The sequence below is a fragment of the [Pseudomonas] carboxydohydrogena genome (assembly GCF_029030725.1).
Lineage (GTDB): Bacteria > Pseudomonadota > Alphaproteobacteria > Rhizobiales > Xanthobacteraceae > Afipia > Afipia carboxydohydrogena.
This window is the reverse complement of record NZ_CP113162.1, coordinates 33170-53924: the sequence shown is the minus strand read 5'-3', so window position 1 is coordinate 53924 and position 20755 is coordinate 33170. Positions and strand designations below refer to the sequence as shown.

20 protein-coding genes are annotated in these 20755 nt (G+C 63.9%); 7 read left to right on the top strand and 13 right to left on the bottom strand.

The window, feature by feature from the left end:
• Nucleotides 1-79: 79 nt before the first annotated feature.
• Genes dut through ubiE form a run of 4 tightly spaced genes read right to left on the bottom strand, consistent with a single transcriptional unit; the run spans nucleotide 80 to nucleotide 4342 of the window.
• Complete coding sequence (gene dut, locus AFIC_RS00240) at nucleotides 80-538, bottom strand: dUTP diphosphatase (RefSeq protein WP_275247203.1); 459 nt, start codon at nucleotides 536-538, stop codon at nucleotides 80-82.
• Nucleotides 535-1956, bottom strand: a complete 1422-nt coding sequence (coaBC, locus tag AFIC_RS00235; RefSeq protein ID WP_275247202.1) for a bifunctional phosphopantothenoylcysteine decarboxylase/phosphopantothenate--cysteine ligase CoaBC — start codon at nucleotides 1954-1956, stop codon at nucleotides 535-537. The genes dut and coaBC overlap by 4 nt, the downstream gene beginning before the upstream one ends.
• A 56-nt stretch (nucleotides 1957-2012) precedes the next feature.
• Entirely contained in the window at nucleotides 2013-3581 is a 1569-nt protein-coding gene (gene ubiB, locus AFIC_RS00230; protein WP_275247201.1) for a 2-polyprenylphenol 6-hydroxylase, read from the bottom strand.
• The gene (gene ubiE, locus AFIC_RS00225; RefSeq protein ID WP_275247200.1) at nucleotides 3578-4342 is read right to left on the bottom strand and encodes a bifunctional demethylmenaquinone methyltransferase/2-methoxy-6-polyprenyl-1,4-benzoquinol methylase UbiE; all 765 of its coding nucleotides are present in this window, start codon (nucleotides 4340-4342) and stop codon (nucleotides 3578-3580) included. Before ubiE ends, ubiB begins: the two co-directional genes overlap by 4 nt.
• Before the next feature lie 77 nt (nucleotides 4343-4419).
• On the opposite strand from ubiE, the gene mutM reads away from it, so the two are divergent.
• Nucleotides 4420-5301, top strand: a complete 882-nt coding sequence (mutM, locus tag AFIC_RS00220; protein WP_275247199.1) for a bifunctional DNA-formamidopyrimidine glycosylase/DNA-(apurinic or apyrimidinic site) lyase — start codon at nucleotides 4420-4422, stop codon at nucleotides 5299-5301.
• A gap of 9 nt (nucleotides 5302-5310) precedes the next feature.
• Nucleotides 5311-6111: a HesA/MoeB/ThiF family protein gene (locus AFIC_RS00215; protein ID WP_275247198.1), complete on the top strand. Its 801-nt coding sequence runs from the start codon at nucleotides 5311-5313 to the stop codon at nucleotides 6109-6111.
• Between the two features lie 37 nt (nucleotides 6112-6148).
• Here AFIC_RS00215 and AFIC_RS00210 read toward each other — a convergent pair whose 3' ends face one another.
• A complete protein-coding gene (locus tag AFIC_RS00210) occupies nucleotides 6149-7147 on the bottom strand; it encodes a 2-hydroxyacid dehydrogenase (RefSeq protein WP_275247197.1) in 999 nt (332 codons plus the stop codon).
• A gap of 295 nt (nucleotides 7148-7442) precedes the next feature.
• Here AFIC_RS00210 and AFIC_RS00205 point away from each other — a divergent pair, with 295 nt between their 5' ends.
• Complete coding sequence (locus tag AFIC_RS00205; RefSeq protein WP_420833405.1) at nucleotides 7443-7934, top strand: SH3 domain-containing protein; 492 nt, start codon at nucleotides 7443-7445, stop codon at nucleotides 7932-7934.
• A 102-nt stretch (nucleotides 7935-8036) separates the two neighbouring features.
• Here AFIC_RS00205 and irrA read toward each other — a convergent pair whose 3' ends face one another.
• Nucleotides 8037-8537, bottom strand: coding sequence for an iron response transcriptional regulator IrrA (irrA, locus tag AFIC_RS00200; protein WP_275247196.1), 501 nt, complete (start codon nucleotides 8535-8537; stop codon nucleotides 8037-8039).
• A gap of 213 nt (nucleotides 8538-8750) precedes the next feature.
• Here irrA and fabA point away from each other — a divergent pair, with 213 nt between their 5' ends.
• From fabA to fabI, 3 genes are all read left to right on the top strand, one after another.
• Nucleotides 8751-9281 (top strand): 3-hydroxyacyl-[acyl-carrier-protein] dehydratase FabA, encoded by a 531-nt coding sequence (gene fabA, locus AFIC_RS00195; protein WP_275247195.1) that lies wholly within the window; start codon nucleotides 8751-8753, stop codon nucleotides 9279-9281.
• An 86-nt stretch (nucleotides 9282-9367) separates the two neighbouring features.
• A complete protein-coding gene (fabB, locus tag AFIC_RS00190) occupies nucleotides 9368-10591 on the top strand; it encodes a beta-ketoacyl-ACP synthase I (RefSeq protein ID WP_275247194.1) in 1224 nt (407 codons plus the stop codon).
• 49 nt (nucleotides 10592-10640) lie between these two features.
• Complete coding sequence (gene fabI, locus AFIC_RS00185; RefSeq protein ID WP_275247193.1) at nucleotides 10641-11450, top strand: enoyl-ACP reductase FabI; 810 nt, start codon at nucleotides 10641-10643, stop codon at nucleotides 11448-11450.
• On the opposite strand, the gene AFIC_RS00180 is transcribed toward fabI, so the two are convergent.
• Nucleotides 11447-12040, bottom strand: a complete 594-nt coding sequence (locus tag AFIC_RS00180; protein ID WP_275248762.1) for a glutathione S-transferase family protein — start codon at nucleotides 12038-12040, stop codon at nucleotides 11447-11449. The genes fabI and AFIC_RS00180 overlap by 4 nt on opposite strands.
• Before the next feature lie 190 nt (nucleotides 12041-12230).
• Nucleotides 12231-14420: a catalase/peroxidase HPI gene (gene katG / locus AFIC_RS00175; protein WP_275247192.1), complete on the bottom strand. Its 2190-nt coding sequence runs from the start codon at nucleotides 14418-14420 to the stop codon at nucleotides 12231-12233.
• 185 nt (nucleotides 14421-14605) lie between these two features.
• On the opposite strand from katG, the gene AFIC_RS00170 reads away from it, so the two are divergent.
• Complete coding sequence (locus AFIC_RS00170; protein WP_275247191.1) at nucleotides 14606-15529, top strand: LysR substrate-binding domain-containing protein; 924 nt, start codon at nucleotides 14606-14608, stop codon at nucleotides 15527-15529.
• A 33-nt stretch (nucleotides 15530-15562) separates the two neighbouring features.
• On the opposite strand, the gene AFIC_RS00165 is transcribed toward AFIC_RS00170, so the two are convergent.
• The 5 genes from AFIC_RS00165 to rbfA all read right to left on the bottom strand — a co-directional run bounded on the left by AFIC_RS00165 (nucleotide 15563) and on the right by rbfA (nucleotide 20695).
• Entirely contained in the window at nucleotides 15563-16312 is a 750-nt protein-coding gene (locus AFIC_RS00165) for a superoxide dismutase (RefSeq protein ID WP_275247190.1), read from the bottom strand.
• A 149-nt stretch (nucleotides 16313-16461) separates the two neighbouring features.
• Nucleotides 16462-18606 (bottom strand): polyribonucleotide nucleotidyltransferase, encoded by a 2145-nt coding sequence (pnp, locus tag AFIC_RS00160; RefSeq protein WP_275247189.1) that lies wholly within the window; start codon nucleotides 18604-18606, stop codon nucleotides 16462-16464.
• Between the two features lie 297 nt (nucleotides 18607-18903).
• A complete protein-coding gene (gene rpsO / locus AFIC_RS00155) occupies nucleotides 18904-19173 on the bottom strand; it encodes a 30S ribosomal protein S15 (protein ID WP_009338792.1) in 270 nt (89 codons plus the stop codon).
• Between the two features lie 11 nt (nucleotides 19174-19184).
• Nucleotides 19185-20270 carry a tRNA pseudouridine(55) synthase TruB gene (gene truB / locus AFIC_RS00150; RefSeq protein ID WP_275247188.1) on the bottom strand — a complete coding sequence of 362 codons (1086 nt, stop codon included), beginning with the start codon at nucleotides 20268-20270 and terminating at the stop codon, nucleotides 19185-19187.
• Entirely contained in the window at nucleotides 20270-20695 is a 426-nt protein-coding gene (gene rbfA, locus AFIC_RS00145) for a 30S ribosome-binding factor RbfA (RefSeq protein WP_275247187.1), read from the bottom strand. Before rbfA ends, truB begins: the two co-directional genes overlap by 1 nt.
• Nucleotides 20696-20755: the final 60 nt, after the last annotated feature.

The window sequence follows — 20755 nt, the reverse complement described above, 5'->3', positions numbered from 1 at the left end:
TCGGGGGGTAAGAGTCCAGACCGTGAACGTGGATGTAGAACGTCGATTAGCGGCGTGCCGTCGGGAGAGAGCGGCGAATTCAGCGCCCCGTGGAGCCGAAACCGCCCGCGCCGCGCGCGCTCGGCGGAAGTTCCCCGACAGGCTCGAACGCCACCTGCACCACCGGCGCCACCACCATCTGCGCGATGCGCTCGCCGCGCCGGATCGTGAAGGGTTCATCGCCATGGTTGATGAGGGGCACGCCGATCTCGCCGCGATAGTCGGCGTCGATAGTTCCCGGCGAATTGAGAACGGTCACGCCGTGCTTGACGGCGAGGCCCGAGCGTGGGCGCACCTGCGCCTCATAGCCCGCGGGCAGAGCGATCGCGAGTCCGGTCGGAACCAGCACGCGCTGGCCGGGCGCAAGCTGCATCGGCTTGTCCTCCGGCACGGCGGCCAGCAGATCGAGACCGGCGGCGTGTTCGGTCTGGTAGGCGGGCAGGGCAAGGCCCTCGCCATGCGGCAGTTGGGTGACGGCGATCCGCAGCGGTCCGGTCATGGGCGTGGAATGCTTTCGGTGGGAGAAAATGTTTCGGCGATCCGGGCGATCAGCCGGGCCGCGACCTCGTCCTTGCTCATGGCGGGCCAGATTTCCGGCGCGGCGTGGTCTTTCATGAAAACCTGCACGGCGTTGCTGTCGCCGCCCATGATGCCGGTCGCGGGCGACACATCATTGGCGACGATCCAGTCGCAGCCCTTGCGGGCGAGTTTCGCAGCAGCGTTGTCCGCGACATGCTCGGTCTCGGCGGCGAAGCCGATCACCAGCGGCGGCCGGTTCGATGCGCGTCTGGCGATGGTGGCGAGGATGTCGGGATTTTCCACCATGTCGAGCGGCGGCATGCCGTGCGCGGTTTTCTTGATCTTCTGCGCGCCCGCATTGGCGACGCGCCAGTCCGCGACGGCGGCGGCGAAGATCGCGATGTCGGCGGGAAGCGCGCGTTCGACCTCGGCGAGCATGTCGCGCGCGGCTTCGACGCGAATGGTCCTGACGCCTGCGGGATCGGGCAGGTTCACCGGACCGGAGACCAGCACCACCTCTGCGCCTGCGGCCGCTGCGGCGGTGGCGATGGCGTAGCCCTGCTTGCCGGAGGAGCGGTTGGCGATGTAGCGCACCGGGTCGATCGGCTCGTGCGTCGGGCCTGCGGTGATCAGTACGCGGCGGCCTTTGAGTGTTTGGGCCTGTGAAGGCTTTAGCAGAACAAGCGCGCGTGATGCGATCTCCACGGGCTCCGCCATCCGGCCGAGGCCGGCTTCGTTGGCTTCCGCCATCTCGCCGCGATTGGGGCCGATGAGAACACGTCCGTCACGGGCGAGCTGTGCGACGTTGCGTTGCGTGGCGGCGTTATTCCACATCGCCGGATTCATCGCGGGCGCGATCAGCACGGGCTTGTTGGTTGCAAGCAGAACGGCGCTGGCGAGATCGTCGGCGAGGCCATTCGCCATCTTCGCCATCAGGTCGGCGGTGGCGGGCGCGACTATCACGAGATCGCAATGGCGCGCGAGGCGAATGTGTCCGGCGTCGAACTCGCTCTGCGGATCGAACAAATCGGTGTAGCAGCGGGTGTTCGCGAGCGCGCTGGCGCTCAATGCGGTGACGAATTTTTCCGCCGCGCGTGTCAGCACGCAGCGAACCTCGCAGCCGCGCTCTTTCAGGCGGCGAATCAGGTCGAGCGCCTTATAGGCGGCGATGCCGCCGCCGATGATGAGGGTGACGCGGTGGCGTGTCTGTCCCGGCTGGGATCGTGGCGCTTCCGGTGAGGAGGGAAGCGGGGGGAGTGCCGCCGGTTCACTGTGTGTCGCGGCCTGCCGCAGGATGACCCGCACCTCGTCCTCGACCGAGCGGCCGCTCTGGGCCGCGCGCAGCTTCAGCGCGGTCTTGATGTCGTCGTCGAGCTTGCGGACGGTCAGGCTGGCCATGCGTCAGCCTAGCATTTGATTGCAATGCAATCAAATGTACTCAAAAATGATTGCAATCAGCGCGACAGCCAGAGAAATACGAGCAAACTCAAAGCGATAATCCAGAGCGCCACGGTCTCCCAGCGCCGGTGATGGGCCTGCTGGCGGCTCAACGCGGCGATGGTCTGGGGCGATAGCACCAGTCCTTCGCGCGTCATTCCCTCGAACTGCTCAAGTGCGGCGACCGAGCGCGCCGCGATGGCGGGCAGGCCCGAGAGAATGCGGCCAAGGTCGCCCGCTCCGCTCGCGGCCTGCTGGATGCGGCCGAGCGGACCGAGATTGCGCTCGATCCAGTCGCGCACCACGGGTTCGGCGGTCTTCCAGATGTCGAGCTTGGGATCGTAGGAACGCGCGACGCCTTCCACCACCACCATGGTTTTTTGCAGCAGGATCAGTTCGGGCCGCGTGCGCATGTCGAACAGGCCGGTGACCTCGAGCAGCAGCGTCAGCAGCTTCGCCATCGAGATTTCGTCGGCGGCGCGGTTGTGGATCGGCTCGCCGATGGCGCGAATGGCTTGCGCGAAGTTCTCGACCGAATGATGCGAGGGCACGTAGCCTGCCTCGAAATGCACTTCGGCGACGCGGCGATAATTGCGGGTGATGAAGCCGTAGAGGATTTCGGCGAGGAACTGCCGCTCCTTCAGCCCGAGCCGGCCCATGATGCCGAAATCGACCGCCACCAGCCGTTCGTCCTTGTCGACGAACAGATTACCCGGATGCATGTCGGCGTGGAAGAAGCCGTCGCGCAACGCGTGGCGCAGGAAATTCTGGATCACCTTGCGCCCGAGCGCGGGCAGGTCGATGCCCGCCGCTTCCAGCCTCGCGCGATCGTTGAGCGCGATGCCCTCGATCCATTCCATCGTCAGCACGTTGTGGCTGGTGCGATCCCAATCGACAACAGGCACGCGGAAGTCGGTATCCTCGCGCGTGTTCTCCGCCATTTCGGAGAGCGCCGCCGCCTCGATGCGCAAATCCATTTCCATCGCGACCGAACGCGCCAGCGTCTCGACAATCTCGGTCAGCCGCAGACGCTGCGCCTCCGACGAAATTCCCTCCGCCTTGCGGGCGGCGTAGCGGAAAGCGTTGAGGTCGTTGTTGAAGCGCGCGCCGACATGCGGGCGCAGAATCTTCACCGCGACGGAGCGCGTGCCGTTGGCATCCTTCACTTCCGCGCGGTGCACCTGTGCGATGGAGGCGGCGGCGACCGATTCGCCGAAATGCGAAAACACCGATGAAACGGGCTTTTCCAGCCCGGATTCAACCACGGCGATGGCCTGACTCTGCGGGAAAGGCGGCAGGCGATCCTGCAAATTCTCAAGGTCTCGCGCCATCGCCACCCCGACCACATCGGGACGGGTGGCGAGAAACTGCCCGAGCTTGACGTAAGTCGGGCCAAGCCGCGTCAGCGCGTGCGACAGCCGCGCGCCGGATTTGGTGCCACGGCGCTCGATCAAGCGCGCAATACGGATCGCTCCCTGCGCGGGCGGCGGCAACGGCGAGGAATCGACGATGCCGAACACGCCTTCGCGCGCGAACACGAAGGCTGCGTGCGTCAGCCGGACGATATGCGTCAGAGAAGCGATCACAGGCGCCAGCCCGAATGCAGCGCGACGATGCCGCCCGAAAAAACCTCGTGGGTCACACGCGCGAATCCGGCTTCGCGGATCATCTCCGCGAAGGTATCGGGCTTCGGAAATTGCCGGATCGATTCCACCAGATAGCGATAGGATTCGGCATCGCCCGTCACGGCCTTGCCGATCTGCGGAATGACGTTGAACGAGAAGATGTCGTAGATCCTGTCGAGGCCCGGCATGGTGACCGAGGAAAATTCCAGGCAGAGAAAGCGCGAACCGGGCTTCAGCACGCGCCAGGCTTCGCGCAGCGCCAGCGGAATCTGCGGCACGTTACGGATGCCGAATGCAATGGTGTAGGCGTCGAAATTCCTGTCGGGGAAGGCGAGCGCTTCTGCATTGCCCTCGACGAAATCGACGCGATCATCCAGCCCTTGCGTCTGTGCCCGCTCGCGGCCCACCGCCAGCATGTCGGTGTTGATGTCGCAGACGGTGGAATGGAAATTCGGTCCTGCCGTTTTCGCCGCGCGGAAGGAGATGTCGCCGGTGCCGCCCGCGACGTCGAGCATTCTGAAGGGGGCATCCCCGCGCGGCGGATTCAGCGTCTCCACCATCAGATTCTTCCAGACCCGGTGCAGCCCGCCCGACATCAGGTCGTTCATCAGGTCGTAGCGCCTGGCGACATTGTGGAAGACCTCGTTGACGAGGCCCTGCTTTTCGCCGGGCGAAACCTCCCGATAGCCGAAATGTGTCGAATTATCTGGCGCTTGGCTCATGTTGGGCTCTCCGGCGGGCACCATAGCGTGGCGGGCGCAATCGCGCTATCACCTTGGGCGCTCAAGGTGAATCCGAAATGCCCGAATTACCCGAGGTTGAAACGGTTCGTCGCGGTTTGATACCCGCCATGGAAGGGGCGCGGATCGTCCGTGTCACGGCCCATCGGGGCGATTTGCGCTTTCCGCTGCAAAAGGATTTCGCCGCCCGCCTCAATGGCCAGAAAGTGACCGGACTGGGGCGCCGCGCCAAATACCTTCTGGCCGATCTGGAGTCGGGCGAGGTGCTGCTGATGCATCTCGGAATGTCCGGTTCGTTCCGGGTCACGCTGGGCGATGGCGGCAAGATTCCGGGCTCGTTTCATCATCCGCGCAGCGAGAACCGCACCCACGACCATGTCGTGTTCGAAATGGGCAATGGCGCGACGATCTCGTTCAACGATCCGCGCCGTTTCGGCTACATGAAGATCGTGCCGCGCGCCGATCTCGAGGACGAACCGTTTCTCAAGGCGCTGGGGCCGGAGCCGCTCGGCAATGCGTTCGATGCCGCGATGCTGGCGCGGGCCTGCGCGGGCAAGAAGACGTCATTGAAGGCGGCCCTGCTCGACCAGCGCGTGGTCGCGGGGCTCGGCAACATCTATGTCTGCGAGGCGCTGTTTCGCGCGCATCTGTCGCCGAAGCGGCAGGCGTCCACGTTGGCGGTGAAAAGTGGCGCGCCGGCCGATCATGCCGTGCGGCTTGTCGCCGCGATTCGCGCCGTGCTGAACGCGGCCATTGAAGCAGGCGGCTCGTCGCTGCGCGACCATCGCCAGACCTCGGGTGAACTCGGCTATTTCCAGCACTCGTTTCAGGTCTACGATCGCGAGGGCGAACCATGCCGCACGCGCGGTTGCCGTGGTACCGTGAAGCGGTTCACCCAGAACGGTCGCTCGACGTTCTGGTGCCCGAGCTGCCAGAAGTAGGTTGATCTCATGCTGACCTCCGAAGAACTCGAACGCTATGCCCGCCACATCGTGCTGCGCGAAGTCGGCGGACAGGGGCAGGCCGCGCTCAAGGGCGCGAAGGTGCTGGTGATCGGCGCGGGCGGATTAGGTGCGCCAGCGCTGATGTATCTCGCGGCTGCCGGCATCGGCACGCTCGGCGTGGTCGATGACGACACGGTGACGCTGTCGAACCTGCAACGCCAGATAATCCACGCCACGCCCGATGTCGGCCGGATGAAAACGCAGAGTGCTGCCGACAGCGTTCGCGCGCTCAATCCGCATGTCGAATTCGTCACGCACGAGACACGCCTCACAGCTTCAAACGCGATGGAGATGATCGGCGGCTACGACATCGTCGTCGATGGTTCGGATAATTTCACCACGCGCTATCTCGTTTCCGACGCCTGCTACCTTGCGAAAAAGACGCTGGTTGCAGGCGCGCTCGGGATTTTCGATGCGTCGCTGACGACGATTCGCGCGCATGAGAGGAACGAGGCGGGCGAATTCAACCCGACCTATCGCTGCCTGTTTCCGGAAGCGCCGCCGCCCGGCACGATTCCGACCTGCGAGGAGGCGGGGCTTGTCGGCGCGTTCGCGGGCGTGCTCGGCTCGATGATGGCGCTAGAGGCGATCCGCGAGATCGTCGGCTTCGGCGAGGGGCTGGTCGGACGATTATTGATGATTGATGCGCGCGCGATGCGGTTCGAGACGCTGCGCTACGCGCGCGATCCTGCCAATCCGCTCAACGGCGATCATCCTGCGATATTCGATTTGAGCGGGCACAAATAATCTGAATGTGTCCCCGCCTTCGCGGGGACGACGAAAGTCAGAGCATCCCCGGCAGCACGCGATCCGGCGGCTTGTGGCCGTCGAGGAAGGTGCGGATGTTGATGATGACCTTCTCGCCCATATCGACGCGGCCCTCGATCGTGGCCGAGCCCATATGCGGCAGCAGCACGACCTTGTTGGCCTTGGCGAGGCGGGCGAGTTTCGGGTGCACGGCGGGCTCGTGCTCGAACACGTCGAGCGCCGCGCCCGCGATCTCGCCGTCCTCGATCAGCTTCACCAGCGTCGCCTCGTCGATGATCTCGCCGCGCGCGGTGTTGATGATGTAGGCGTCCTTGCGGATGAGCTTGAGGCGGCGGCCCGACAACAGGTGATAGGTCGCGGGCGTGTGCGGACAGTTCACCGAGATGAAGTCCATCCGCGCCAGCATCTGGTCGAGGCTTTCCCAGTAGGTCGCGCCCAACTCTTCCTCGATCGCCGGGCTGACGGGGCGGCGGTTATGGTAGTGAATCTGCATGCCGAACGCATGCGCGCGCCGCGCCAGCGCCTGGCCGATGCGGCCCATGCCGATGATGCCGAGCCGCTTGCCGCCCAGGCGATGGCCGAGCATCCAGGTCGGCGACCAGCCGGCCCAGTCGCCATTGGTGAGAATGGCCGCGCCCTCGATCAGCCGGCGCGGCACGGCGAGGATCAGCGCCATTGTCATGTCGGCGGTGTCCTCGGTGAGAACCTTCGGCGTGTTGGTTACGGTGATGCCGCGCGCGACGGCGGCCGCGACGTCGAGATTGTCCACGCCGTTGCCGAAATGGGCGATCAGGCGCAGCTTGCCGTTGGCGTGGCTGAGAATGTCGGCGTCGATCTCGTCGCTGACGGTCGGCACCAGCACGTCCGCGTTCTTGACCGCGTCGATCAGCTGGGCCTTCGTCATCGGGACATCATCGATGTTGAGCCGGGTGTCGAACAGCTCGCGCATGCGCGTTTCGGTGCTGTCCGGCAATTTGCGCGTAACGACGATCAGCGGCTTTTTCTTACCCGACATTGCTCATCCTCGAGACCGGATTGCCCGGCGTTCAGTCCGCATTAACCGGCGTGTTCGAATGTACAAATTGGACTCCGGCTACAGGGTTTCCCGGTCCTATGCCCAAGATGTCCCGTGTTGAAGGCTTCGGTCCTCTCTATCAGAAGGCCGGATCAAGACAAGAACCAGGATGGCCCGGCGAAGGCGGTTGCGGGGATGTGGCCCGCGCCTCGTCCGAACGTCTAAGGCCATGGTGCTGCGGTTAAATTACGGAATGCGGATGATGGAATTACGATCTTCGATCTGGGCGATGCTGATGGCGCTCGCAACCTGGGGAATGACGGGCGGAACCGGGCATGCGGCCAAGGATGTGCAGACCACGAGCGGGTTGCCGGTGCCGCGTTATGTCAGCCTCAAATCCGACCACGTCAATGTCCGGGTCGGCCCCACCAAGGATCAGGACGTGAGCTGGATCTACACCCGCGCGGGGCTGCCGGTGGAAGTGACGGCGGAATTCGAGAACTGGCGGCGTGTCCGCGATTCCGAGGGCTCGGAAGGCTGGGTGTATCATTCGCTATTGTCCGGCCGCCGCACCGCCGTCGTCACCATGAAGACAAAGGGCGAGCTTGCCGCGCTGCGGGATGATCCGAGCGAGGACAGCGCGGTCTCGGCGCGCCTCCAGGCGGGCGTGATCGCGCAGGTGAAGCGCTGCACCGGAAAGTGGTGCCGTATCACCGGCGACGGATTCGACGGCTGGATCGAGCAGCAGCGGCTGTGGGGCGTCTACGCCGACGAGAAGGTGAACTGACCGGCCGTCCCGCCAACGAACAGACCAATAAAAAACGCCGCTCGAATTATTCGTGCGGCGTTTTGCTTGAAAGACGGATGTCGATGCGGCGCAGCGCGCCGTTCAGCGCTTCTTGCGCAGCCGCACGACCATATCGACGCGGCTGATTTCGTAGCCTTCCGGCACGTCCGGCATCTGCTGAAGCATCAGGTTCTGGTCGGGAATGTCGACCAGCTCGTGATTGCCTTCGAGATAGAAGTGGTGGTGCGCGGTGACGTTGGTGTCGAAATAGGTCTTGGTGCCATCGACGCTGACCTGACGCAGCAGGCCCGCTTCGGTGAGCTGGTTCAGCGTGTTGTAGACGGTCGCGAGCGACACCGGCACCTTGGCGAGCGTCGCTTCCTCGTACAGCATTTCCGCGGTCAGGTGGCGGTCGCCCTTGCCGAACAAAAGCCAGCCGAGCGCCATGCGCTGGCGGGTGGGGCGCAGTCCGACAGATTGCAACATTTCGTTGACGTCATGCCACGGGCAGCCGGTGAGTACCGGTGCATGGCCATGAACGTATCCATGGACGTGACCGGCATCGGTGTGCCCCTCATGCTCGGTGCTGTCGATCTCGCTCACTTTTTCGGACCCCTGAAATACGCAACGCTTGGAAACTAAGTTTCCTAAGATATGCACCATCGTAGCGAAGGATGCAACTACATGCAAGTTTTTCGCAACTGGATCAAACACTTTGATCGAGGGTTCCGGAAAACCAATCGCCGCTTTGCCTGGCTGAAATGGCTATGTTAGGACCGGTTCGCAACCGGCATCGGGCCGATTGGGGGAGATTCGATGCGCGAGCGGCAAAACAGCTATAATTACGAGGACTTGCTGGCTTGCGGCCGCGGCGAATTGTTCGGTCCCGGGAATGCCCAGTTACCGTTGCCGCCGATGCTGATGTTCGACCGGATCACCGAAATTTCGGATACCGGCGGCGAATTCGGCAAGGGAGTGATCCGGGCGGAGCTCGACGTTAAACCGGACCTGTGGTTTTTCGGTTGCCACTTCAAGGGCGACCCCGTGATGCCGGGCTGCCTCGGCCTCGATGCGCTGTGGCAGATGGTCGGCTTTTTCCTCGGCTGGACGGGCGGCGCCGGGCGCGGGCGCGCGCTTGGGCTCGGCGATCTGAAATTCTCCGGCCAGGTGCTGCCGAATGTCACCAAGGTTCAGTATCACATCGACATGAAGCGGGTGATGCGCTCCAGGCTCGTACTCGGCGTGGCCGATGGCTGGCTTTCGACCGATGGCGAGATTATCTATCGCGCCAGCGACCTGAAGGTCGGGCTTTTTCAACAGGACGCGCCGGCACAGGCCGGAAAGTAATTCAGTGCGGGAGGCGCCTGGATTAAACTTCCAGGCCCGGTGAACGGCCGGACACAAGGCCAAACACGGAATCAGGTGAGGCGATCATGCGGCGAGTTGTCGTCACGGGGATGGGGATTGTCTCGTCCATCGGAAACAACACTCAGGAAGTTCTGGCGAGCCTGCATGAGGCGAAGCCGGGAATCACGCGCGCGGATGAATACGCCAGGCTTGGATTCCGCTCGCAGGTGCAGGGCGCGCCGACCTTGAATCCGGCCGAAGTGGTGGATCGCCGCGCGATGCGTTTTCTCGCGGAAGGCGCTGCCTGGAATCATGTCGCGATGGATCAGGCGATCCGCGATTCCGGCCTTGAGGAATCGGATGTGTCCAACGCGCGCACCGGCATCATCATGGGATCGGGCGGGCCTTCGGCGCGCACCATCGTCGAAGCCGCCGACACCACCCGCACCAAGGGGCCCAAGCGTGTCGGCCCGTTCGCGGTGCCCAAGGCGATGTCCTCGACCGCGTCGGCGACGCTTGCGACCTGGTTCAAGATCAAGGGCGTGAACTATTCGATCTCCTCGGCCTGCGCGACCTCGAACCATTGCATCGGCAATGCGTACGAGATGATCCAGTACGGCAAGCAGGACGTGATGTTCGCGGGCGGCTGCGAGGAACTCGACTGGTCGCTCTCGGTGCTGTTCGACGCGATGGGCGCGATGTCGTCGAAATACAACGACACGCCATCGACCGCATCGCGTGCCTATGACGTCAATCGCGACGGTTTCGTCATCGCCGGTGGTGCCGGTGTCGTGGTGCTGGAAGAACTGGAGCACGCCAAGGCGCGCGGCGCGCGGATTTACGGCGAGATCGTCGGCTATGGCGCGACCTCCGACGGTTACGACATGGTTGCGCCCTCCGGTGAGGGAGCCGAGCGCTGCATGCGCATGGCGCTCTCCACCGTGAAGGGGCCGATCGATTACATCAATCCGCACGCGACCTCGACGCCCGCGGGCGACCCGCCGGAAATCAACGCCATCCGCAAGGTGTTCGGTGCGGGCGACAAGTGTCCGCCGATCTCCGCCACCAAATCGCTGACCGGGCATTCGCTCGGGGCAACCGGCGTGCAGGAGGCGATCTATTCGCTCTTGATGATGAACAACGGTTTCATCTGCGAGAGCGCCAACATCCAGGAGCTGGATCCGGCGTTCGCCGACATGCCGATCGTGCGCAAGCGCATCGACAATGCCAAGGTCGGCACTGTGCTGTCGAACTCGTTCGGCTTCGGCGGCACCAATGCCACGCTGGTGTTCAAGCGGCTGGATGCGTGATCTTTCAGCCCGTCCGTCTGGATGGGCTTTCATTTGCTAGGACGAATCGATGCCGAAACTGATGCAAGGCAAGCGCGGGCTCATCATGGGCGTCGCCAACGATCACTCGATTGCCTGGGGCATCGCGAAAACGCTCGCCGCGCACGGCGCGGAGCTTGCGTTCACCTATCAGGGCGAGGCACTCGGCAAGCGAGTGAAGCCGCTCGCGGAATCGCTTGGCGCCAAGCTCGTTCTGCCCTGCGATGTCGAGGATATCGCCAGCGTCGATGCGACGTTCGATGCGATCAGGAGCGCATGGGGCAAGATGGATTTCGTCGTCCACGCCATCGGCTTCTCCGACAAGAACGAATTGAAGGGTCGCTACGTCGACACCACGCGCGCGAACTTCTCGCGCACCATGGTGATCTCCTGCTTCTCCTTCACCGAGGTGGCGGCGCGCGCCGCGAAGCTGATGACGGACGGCGGCGCGATGGTGACACTGACCTTCGGCGGCTCGACCCGCGTGATGCCGAATTACAATGTGATGGGCGTCGCCAAGGCGGCGCTGGAGGCATCGACCCGTTATCTTGCCGCCGATTTCGGCCGCGACGGGATTCGCGTCAACGCGATTTCGGCGGGGCCGGTGCGCACGCTGGCGGGCGCGGGGATCGGCGATTCGCGCGCGATGTTCGCGTTCCAGCAGAAGCATTCGCCGCTCGGACGCGGCGTCACGCTCGATGAATTGGGCGGCACCGCACTGTACCTGTTGTCGGACCTGTCGGGCGGCGTCACCGGCGAGACGCATTTCGTCGATGCCGGTTACAACATCATCTCGATGCCGCATCCCGATGCGCTGAAAAGCGACAACGGCGCAGACTAGGCTGTCAGTTTCGCCGCGGTCTGAAACGCGGGCCGCGCGGCGCAGGCATCGAGATAGCGGTCGAAGTTCGGCCGCGTCGGCACCATCCTGAACATGCGGATGGCATAGTTCATGCCCGCGCCGATGGCGACGTCGGCGGCCGTGAAGTCGTTGCCGAGCAGCCACGGACCTTTCTCCAGAGCGTTATCGAGAACATCGAAGGTCTGCGTGGTGCTGCCCCATGCGGCGCTGACGGATGGAATCTCGAGCTTGAGATAGGCTTGCAGGATCGCAGGCTCGATGCAGCTTGGCGCGAAGAACAGCCATTGCAGATATTTGGCGCGGCGCGGATCGCCGACGGGTGGCGCGAGCTTTGATTGCGGATAGCGGTCCGCGACGTAGGCACAGATCGCGGCCGACTCCGCCATCACGGCATCGCCATCGGCCAGCGCAGGCACCTTGCCCATCGGATTGATGGCGAGATACTCCGGCGTCTTGTTCGCTCCGGTGGAGATGTCGGTCAGCACGCGCTCATAGGGCTCGCCGGTTTCCTCCATCAGCCAGAGCGTGGTGAACGAGCGCGAACGCGGTGACCAGTAGAGCTTCATGATGGGAGCCTCCGGAACGGAATGTCGCGAATGCTTTGAGGCAACCATCAAAAAAGGGCAAGAGCGAGAAGGACCAATTTTCTGACGCGTTTTCTTCACGCGAACCGGTTCCCGCTTCGCTTGAAAACGCTATGAATAAAAAAACCTCCGCGAAAATCGCGGAGGTTTGTGTTTGATCGGCCTGGTGCCGATGTTATTCGGCCGCCTGCAACGTCTTCGGCTTGTCCGAAAGGTCGAAGCGGTCGGCGTTCATCACCTTGGTCCATGCCTTGACGAAGTCCTTGACGAACTTCTCCCTGGCGTCCGCGCTCCCATAGACTTCCGCCAGCGCGCGAAGCTGCGAGTGTGCGCCGAAGACGAGATCGACGCGCGTCGCGGTCCACTTCACCGCCTTGGTCGCACGGTCGCGGCCTTCATAGGTGTCGCCGGCGGGCTGCCACTCGGTGCCCATGTCGAGCAGGTTGACGAAGAAGTCGTTGGTCAGCGTGCCGGGCTTGTGGGTGAAGACGCCGTGTCTGGACTCGCCGAAATTGGCGCCGAGCACGCGCAGCCCGCCGACCAGCGCCGTCATCTCCGGCGCGGTCAGCGTCAGCAGTTGCGCGCGGTCCACCAGAGCTTCCTCGGGACGCATGAACTGATGCGCCTTGCCGATATAATTGCGGAAACCATCGGCGCGCGGTTCGAGCGGCGCGAAGGAGGCAGCGTCCGTCTGCTCCTGCGTGGCGTCCATCCGGCCCGGCGCGAACGGCACGGTGACGGATACGCCGGCATCTTTCGCCGCCTTCTCCACAGCGGCATTACCAGCCAGCACGATCAGGTCGGCGAGCGAGATCCTGTTGCCGCTCTCCTTCTGGATCGCTTCCAGCCTGGCGAGCACGGTTGCGAGTTGCTTCGGCTGGTTGACCTCCCAGTCCTTCTGCGGGGCAAGGCGAATGCGCGCGCCATTGGCGCCGCCGCGCTTGTCGGAGGTGCGGAAGGTCGAGGCGGACGCCCATGCCGTCGAGACGAGTTGCGGCACGGTGAGGCCGGAGGCGAGAATCTTCGCCTTCAGGTCCGCGATATCCTTGTCGCCGAGCGCCGCGCGGTCGTTGGCCGGAATCGGGTCCTGCCAGATCAGGATTTCCTTCGGCACCAGTCTGCCGCGATAGCGCACGCGCGGGCCCATGTCGCGGTGGGTGAGCTTGAACCAGGCGCGGGCGAAGGCGTCTGCGAACTGATCCGGATTCTCAAGGAAGCGCCGCGAGATCTTCTCGTAGATCGGATCGAAGCGCAGCGACAGGTCGGTGGTGAGCATAGTCGGGACATGCTTCTTCGACTTGTCGTGAGCATCCGGCGTGATGGCGGGCGCGTTCTTCGCCTGCCACTGATGCGCCCCGGCCGGGCTCTTGGTCAGCTCCCATTCGAACTTGAACAGGGTCTCGAAGAAGTTGTTGTCCCACTTCGTCGGCGTCTGGGTCCATGTCACTTCGAGGCCGCTGCCGATGGCATCGCCGCCCTTGCCGGTGCCGTGCTTGCTCTTCCAGCCAAGACCCTGATCCTCGAGGGCCGCGAGTTCCGGCGCAGGCCCGACCAGCGATGCATCGCCCGCGCCATGGGTCTTGCCGAAGGTGTGACCGCCGGCGATCAGCGCGACGGTTTCCTCATCGTTCATCGCCATGCGGAAGAACGTTTCGCGAATGTCCCTGGCCGCCGCGATCGGGTCGGGCTTGCCGTTCGGGCCTTCCGGGTTGACGTAGATCAGGCCCATCTGCACGGCGGCGAGCGGCTCGGACAGCTGGCGTTCGCCGCTGTAGCGTTCATCGCCGAGCCATGTGCCTTCCGGCCCCCAATAGAGTTCTTCCGGCTCCCACACATCGGCGCGGCCGCCTGCAAATCCGAAGGTCTTGAAGCCCATGGACTCCAGCGCGACGTTGCCGGTGAGGACGATGAGATCGGCCCATGAGATCTTGCGGCCGTATTTCTGCTTGATCGGCCACAGCAGCCGGCGCGCCCGGTCGAGCAGCACATTGTCCGGCCACGAGTTCAGCGGTGCGAAGCGCTGCTGTCCGGCACCCGCGCCGCCGCGCCCGTCGGTGATGCGATAGGTGCCCGCCGAGTGCCACGCCATGCGGACCATCAGGCCGCCGTAGTGGCCGAAATCGGCCGGCCACCAGTCCTGGCTGTCGGTCATCAGGGCATGCAGGTCCTTGATGACGGCATCGAGATCGAGGCTCTCGAATTCCTTGATGTAGTCGAAGCTCTCGCCCATGGGGTCGGCGGCGGGCGTATGGCCGTGCAGAATGCCGAGATCGAGATGCTCCGGCCACCAGTCGCGGTTGCTGCGGCCCCTGCCGTGCATCACCGGGCATTTGCCCGCGTTTTTGTCGTCGGTTTTGGCGTCCATGGATTCTCTCCGGGTGCTTCGTGATTTTGATTGTCCGCCGCGCTGTCCGGCTGCGGTGCGTGCCGCAATTTCCGCGCTTTGACAGGCAGCCAATTTGACGGGTTTGTATGTCGGGAGTTTGGATTTATTCCAATATTAGGTCTAGTCGAATTGCCTTTGGCTCCTGATAAGATAATCTGATCGGCATGATCACCTTGAAACAACTGCGATATCTGGCCGCGCTGGCGCAGCATGAGCATTTTGGCCGCGCGGCGGAGGCGTGCGCGGTGACGCAGCCCGCGCTCTCGATGCAGATCCGCGATCTCGAAGGGGAACTGGGGCTGGCGCTGGTGGAGCGCCGTCCGGGCGCGGTGACGCTGACCGATGCCGGACGGGAAATCGCAAGGCGCGCTGACGACGTGCTGGCGAAAGCGCGAGACCTCGTGGATTTCGCGCACCATCGCGCGCGCCCGCTCGCGGGGCGGCTCACGCTCGGCATGATTCCCTCGCTCGCGCCTTACGCGCTGCCGAAATTCCTGCCGCTCCTGCAAGCGCGCTTTCCCGACCTGCAACTTGAGTTGCGCGAGACGCAGACGCGGCAAATGCTGGACGAGGTGAAAAGCGGGGCGCTCGATGCCGCCATGCTGGCGTTGCCGGTGCAGGAGAACGACATCGACAGCATGGCCCTGTTCGATGACCCCTTTCTGCTCGCGGTGCCGGCGAACGATCCGCGCGACGAAACAAAGCGCGTCGTGGCGGGTGACATCGAGCAGGAGCGCCTGATCCTGCTCGAGGACGGCCATTGTCTGCGCGATCAGGCGCTGGCGTTTTGCGCCACCGCTTCCGGCGGCCGCAACGCGGGCGGCATGACGTTCGGCGCGAGCAGCCTTGCGACGGTGATGCAGATGGTCGCGAGCGGCTATGGGATCACGCTGATTCCGCAAATCGCCGCCGATGTCGAATTGCGGGATGAGCGCGTGAAGATATTGCGGTTCAGGGAGCCGCAGCCGGGGCGCAGCATCGGCCTTGTGTTTCGCCGCACCTCGCCGCGCAAGCAGGACTTTCAGGTTCTCAGCGATCTGGTAAAGGAATGTTTCGCGCCGCGCCGCGACAAAAGAAAAGGCGGCTGAAACCAGCCGCCTTTTGTCATTCGGCGTAACGCTTCAGAGCGTCAGCGTCCCGGCTTTTGCTGCGGCGTAGCGTTCGCCGATCTTCTGCCAGTTCACCACGTTCCACCACGCCTTGAGATAATCGGGGCGGCGGTTCTGATAGTTCAGATAATAAGCGTGCTCCCAGACGTCGTTGCCGAGCAGCACGCGCTTGCCGTACATCAGCGGCGTATCCTGGTTGGGCAGCGCCTCGATGCTGAGCTTGCCGTCCTTGGTGACGGTGACGAACACCCAGCCGGAGCCGAACTGGCCGGCACCTGCGGTATTGAACGCCGTCTTCATCTTGTCGAGATCGCCGAAGTCGCGGTTGATCGCCTCCAGCACCTCGCCCGCCGGCGCGCCGCCGTTCGGGCCCATGATCTCCCAGAACATCGTGTGGTTGGCGTGGCCGCCGAGATTGTTGCGGACGCCGACGCGGATGGCGTCCGGCACGTTGACGAGGTTGGACAGGATGGTTTCGATCGGCGTGGTGCCGAGCTGCGGCGCGGTCTTGGCGAAATTGTTCATGTTGGCGACGTAGGCGCCGTGATGCTTGTCGTGGTGGATTTCCATGGTCTTCGCATCGATATGCGGCTCCAGCACGTTGGTCGCGTATGGCAGCGGCGGCAGCTTGAAGGGCCCCTCGGCGGCAGCGGACGCGGCGGGGGCAGGGGCGGCTTGGGCGAAGGCGAGGCGGGGCAGGGCGGCAGCGGCGGCGAGGCCGGCGGCACTGGTGAACAAATGACGGCGGGAAAGGCGGATCATGCGGACGTCTCCCTGATTGATCGGCGCGACCATCGTCGCGCGATTTGTGAGGCTACGCCAGCACCGCTGCGGGCGTTGCTGTATCCCAACAAAAAAGAGGCGGCAAAATGCCGCCTCTTCGCAAATTTTTGATTGCCGGAGCGTTTGCCTTACTCGGCGGCCGGGGCGTTCTCGGCCTTCTGCTTGGCCTCGAGGTCCTCGCCGGTGGTCTGATCGACCGCCTTCATCGACAGGCGGACCTTGCCGCGATCGTCGAGGCCGAGCAGCTTGACCTTGACCTTGTCGCCTTCCTTGACGACGTCGGAGGTCTTCTGCACGCGGTTGGCCGCGAGCTGGCTGATGTGAACGAGGCCGTCCTTGGGGCCGAAGAAGTTCACGAACGCGCCGAACTCCATCACCTTGACGATGGTGCCGTCGTAGATGTGGCCGACTTCCGGCTCCGAGGTGATCGACTTGATCCACTTGATCGCCGCGCGGATCGATTCGCCATTGGCGGAAGCGACCTTCACGGTGCCGTCGTCCTCGATGTTGATCTTGGCGCCGGTCTTCTCGACGATCTCGCGGATGATCTTGCCGCCGGTGCCGATCACGTCTCGGATCTTGTCGGTCGGGATCTGCAACACCTCGATGCGCGGCGCATGTTCGCCGAGCTCCGCACGCGCGACGGTGAGGGCCTTGGCCATCTCGCCGAGGATGTGCATGCGGCCGTCCTTGGCCTGCGTCAGCGCGATCTTCATGATCTCTTCGGTGATGCCGGCGATCTTGATGTCCATCTGCAACGAGGTGACACCCTTGTCGGTGCCCGCCACCTTGAAGTCCATGTCGCCGAGATGATCCTCGTCGCCAAGGATGTCGGAGAGAACCGCGAAGCGCTTGCCTTCGAGGATCAGGCCCATCGCGATGCCCGCGGTCGGCCGCTTCAGCGGCACGCCGGCATCCATCAGCGCCAGCGACGATCCGCAGACGGTCGCCATCGAGGAGGAGCCGTTCGACTCGGTGATCTCCGAGACGACGCGCAGCGTGTACGGAAACTCGTGATGCGCCGGCAGGACCGGATGGATCGCGCGCCAGGCGAGCTTGCCGTGGCCGATTTCGCGGCGGCCCGGCGAGCCGATGCGGCCCGTTTCACCGACCGAGAAGGGCGGGAAGTTGTAGTGCAGCAGGAACGTCTCCTTGTACGTGCCAGAGAGCGCGTCGATGAACTGCTCGTCCTCGCCGGTGCCGAGCGTGGTGACGACCAGCGCCTGGGTTTCGCCGCGGGTGAATAGCGCCGAGCCGTGAGCGCGCGGCAGCACGCCGACTTCCGCCACGATCGGACGGACGGTCTTGACGTCGCGGCCGTCGATGCGGACGCCGGTGTCGAGGATGTTGTTGCGGACGACGTCGGCTTCCAGTTCCTTGAACACGCCGGCGACGCGGAGCTTGTCGAATTTCGGCTCCTGACCCTCGGGGAAGAAGTGGTCCATGACCTTCTTCTTCACCGCGCCGACCGCCGCATAGCGATCCTGCTTCACCGGGATCGCATAGGCCTTGCGCAGCTCGGATTCGCCGACCGCGCGCATGCCCTTGTCGATTTCGCTGTTGTCGATGGTCTCGATCTCGCGCGGCTCCTTGGCGGCCTTCTCGGCGAGGTCGATGATCGCCTTGATGACCGGCTGGAAGTGCTTGTGGCCGAACATCACGGCGCCGAGCATGACTTCTTCCGGCAATTCCTTGGCCTCGGATTCGACCATCAGCACCGCGTCGGCGGTGCCGGCGACGACGAGGTCGAGCTGGGTGTCGGCCATCTCGTCAAGCGTCGGGTTCAGGATGAACTCGTTGTTGACGAACGCGACGCGCGCGGCGCCGACCGGACCCTGGAACGGAACGCCCGAGAGCGTCAGCGCGGCGGAAGCGGCGACCATCGCGACGATGTCCGGATCGTTTTCCATGTCGTGCGACAGCGTGGTGACGATCACCTGGGTGTCGCAGCGATAGCCCTTGATGAACAAGGGGCGGATCGGACGGTCGATCAGGCGGGAGACCAGCGTTTCCTTCTCGGAGGGACGGCCCTCGCGCTTGAAGTAGCCGCCGGGAATGCGGCCCGCCGCGAAGGTCTTTTCCTGATAGTTGACGGTGAGCGGCAGGAAGTCGATGCCGTCCTTCGGCGTCTTGGCGGAGACGACGGTCGCGATGACGACGGTCTCGCCATAGGTGGCGATCACGGCGCCGTCGGCCTGACGCGCGACCTTGCCGGTTTCCAGCTTGAGCGGACGTCCGCCCCAGTCGAGTTCGACGGAATGGATATTAAACATTCGAGTTTTCTTTCATCGTTTTCGGAAAATCAGGCGCGGCCGGGAAAATGCAAAAGCCATGCGCAAGATTGCGAGACGTTGAGCGCGATGCGTCAGCGTCCGGCGATCCTGCCATGGCTTCTGGATTTTACGATGGCTGCCATCCTTCCGATGGTGCGGGCATCTTGCCCGTCAGACCCAGCCGCCGGATTGCTGCTGGGCTTCACGCAAGCAAGCCATGCTTTGCGTGTTCGTACAGTGTCGGCCGTCGCCGGATGCGAATTGATGTTCGCTCCGGTGGCGGCCGGGAGCGCGGCTTTAGCGGCGGATGTTGTGCTTCTCAAGCAGCGCCTTGTAACGCGCCTCGTCCTTCTTCTTGACGTAGTCGAGAAGCGAACGGCGCGTGGAGACGAGCTTCAGGAGGCCACGGCGGGAATGGTTGTCCTTGCTGTGGGTCTTGAAATGCTCGGTGAGGTTGGCGATGCGCTCGGAGAGGATCGCAACCTGAACTTCCGGCGAACCCGTGTCGCCGGCCTTCTTGGCATTGGTCTTGATGACTTCCGCTTTACGTTCTGCGGTAATCGACATCGTCAATATCCTTAACTGCGGTCCGGGTTCGCAACGAGCCCGGTGAGGTTGAACACACGCCTGGGGATGAGTTCGCCATTGCCAATCTCGGCGAGGGCCAGAAGCCTTCCTCCGACGGTGACATAGACTGTGCCGTTTAGAATTGGCGCATCCCGTCCGCGCAACAAAACCGCCTGGCCTCTTGCAAGCCTTGCGGCATCCGCCCGAGTGACGGCCAGTGCCGGGATGTCGTCCAGCGCGGTCTCAACGGGCAAAAGCGCGTCGGCGAGGCTGCCCTCGCCAGACGCGGCTCTATCGCACAAAGCCTCCAATTCCGCCAGCGGAATCATGTCGTCCTCGATGAACGGGCCGCACTGGGTGCGCCGGAGCGCCGAAATATGGCCGTAACAGCCCAAAAGGCGGCCCATGTCCCGGGCCAGCGCCCGGACATAGGTTCCCTTGCCGCATTCGGTCTCGAACACCGAATGATCGGTATCCGGTTGTTCTGTAAGGACTAATTCGTGAATCTCGACCTCGCGGGGCTGCAGCGCGACGGTTTCGCCGTCGCGGGCGAGGTCATAGGCGCGCTCGCCCTGGATTTTGATGGCCGAGAACTGCGGCGGGGTCTGCGAAATCACGCCCGTGAATTGGGGCAGCAGCGCCCGGATGGCCTCGGCGGAGGGGCGGGCGTCCGAGGTCTGGGTCGGGCGGCCCTCGACGTCGTCGGTGTCGCGTTCCTCGCCCCAGCGCACCGTGAAGCGGTAACGCTTGCGGCCGTCCATCACGAACGGGACCGTCTTGGTGGCTTCACCGAGCGCGATCGGCAGTCCGCCGGATGCGAGCGGATCGAGCGTGCCCGCGTGGCCGACGCGTTTGGCGTTGAACAGGCGCTTGAGCACCGCGACCGCGTGGGTCGAGGTCATGCCGACCGGCTTGTCGAGAATGACCCAGCCGTGAACGTCGCGGCGGTCGCGCTTGACCTGCTGCTTCTTCTGGCGCGGACGATTGCCGTCCGCGCGATCCGGGGCGGGCGTATCCGGCGAAATATTTTTTTCAGAGGCCGCGTGCGAATCGCCATGCGGCGCTTCGCGCGTGCCCTGAGCGGGTGTTGCAGTCATCAGGTGTCGTCCGAATCGTGGTTGAGATCTTTCTGGACCGCAGGTGTTCGCAATAATTTCTCGATCCGTTCCGCTTCGTCGAATCGCTCGTCGGTGCGGAAGCGAAGATCAGGTGCGAATTTCAGGTTAACGCGATGCGCAACCTCGCCGCGCAGAAATTTCTTGTTGTGCGCGAGTGCTGCGATCACCGCATCCGTGTCGTGCCCTCCGAGCGGCATCACATAGACGGTCGCGAGCTTGAGATCGGGCGACATCCGCACCTCGGGCACGGTGATGATGTGGCCGCTCAGGGTGTCGTCATGCACGCCGCCCTGCGAAAGGATGTCGGAGATGGCATGGCGGATCAGTTCGCCGACGCGCAACTGGCGCTGCGAGCCGCCGCCCGGTGCGGATGATGAAGATTTGCCGCGCTGGTGACGGGGCATGAGTTGAATTCCTGATATGAGAAGCGTCATGCCCGGGCTTGACCCGGGCATCCATCTTCT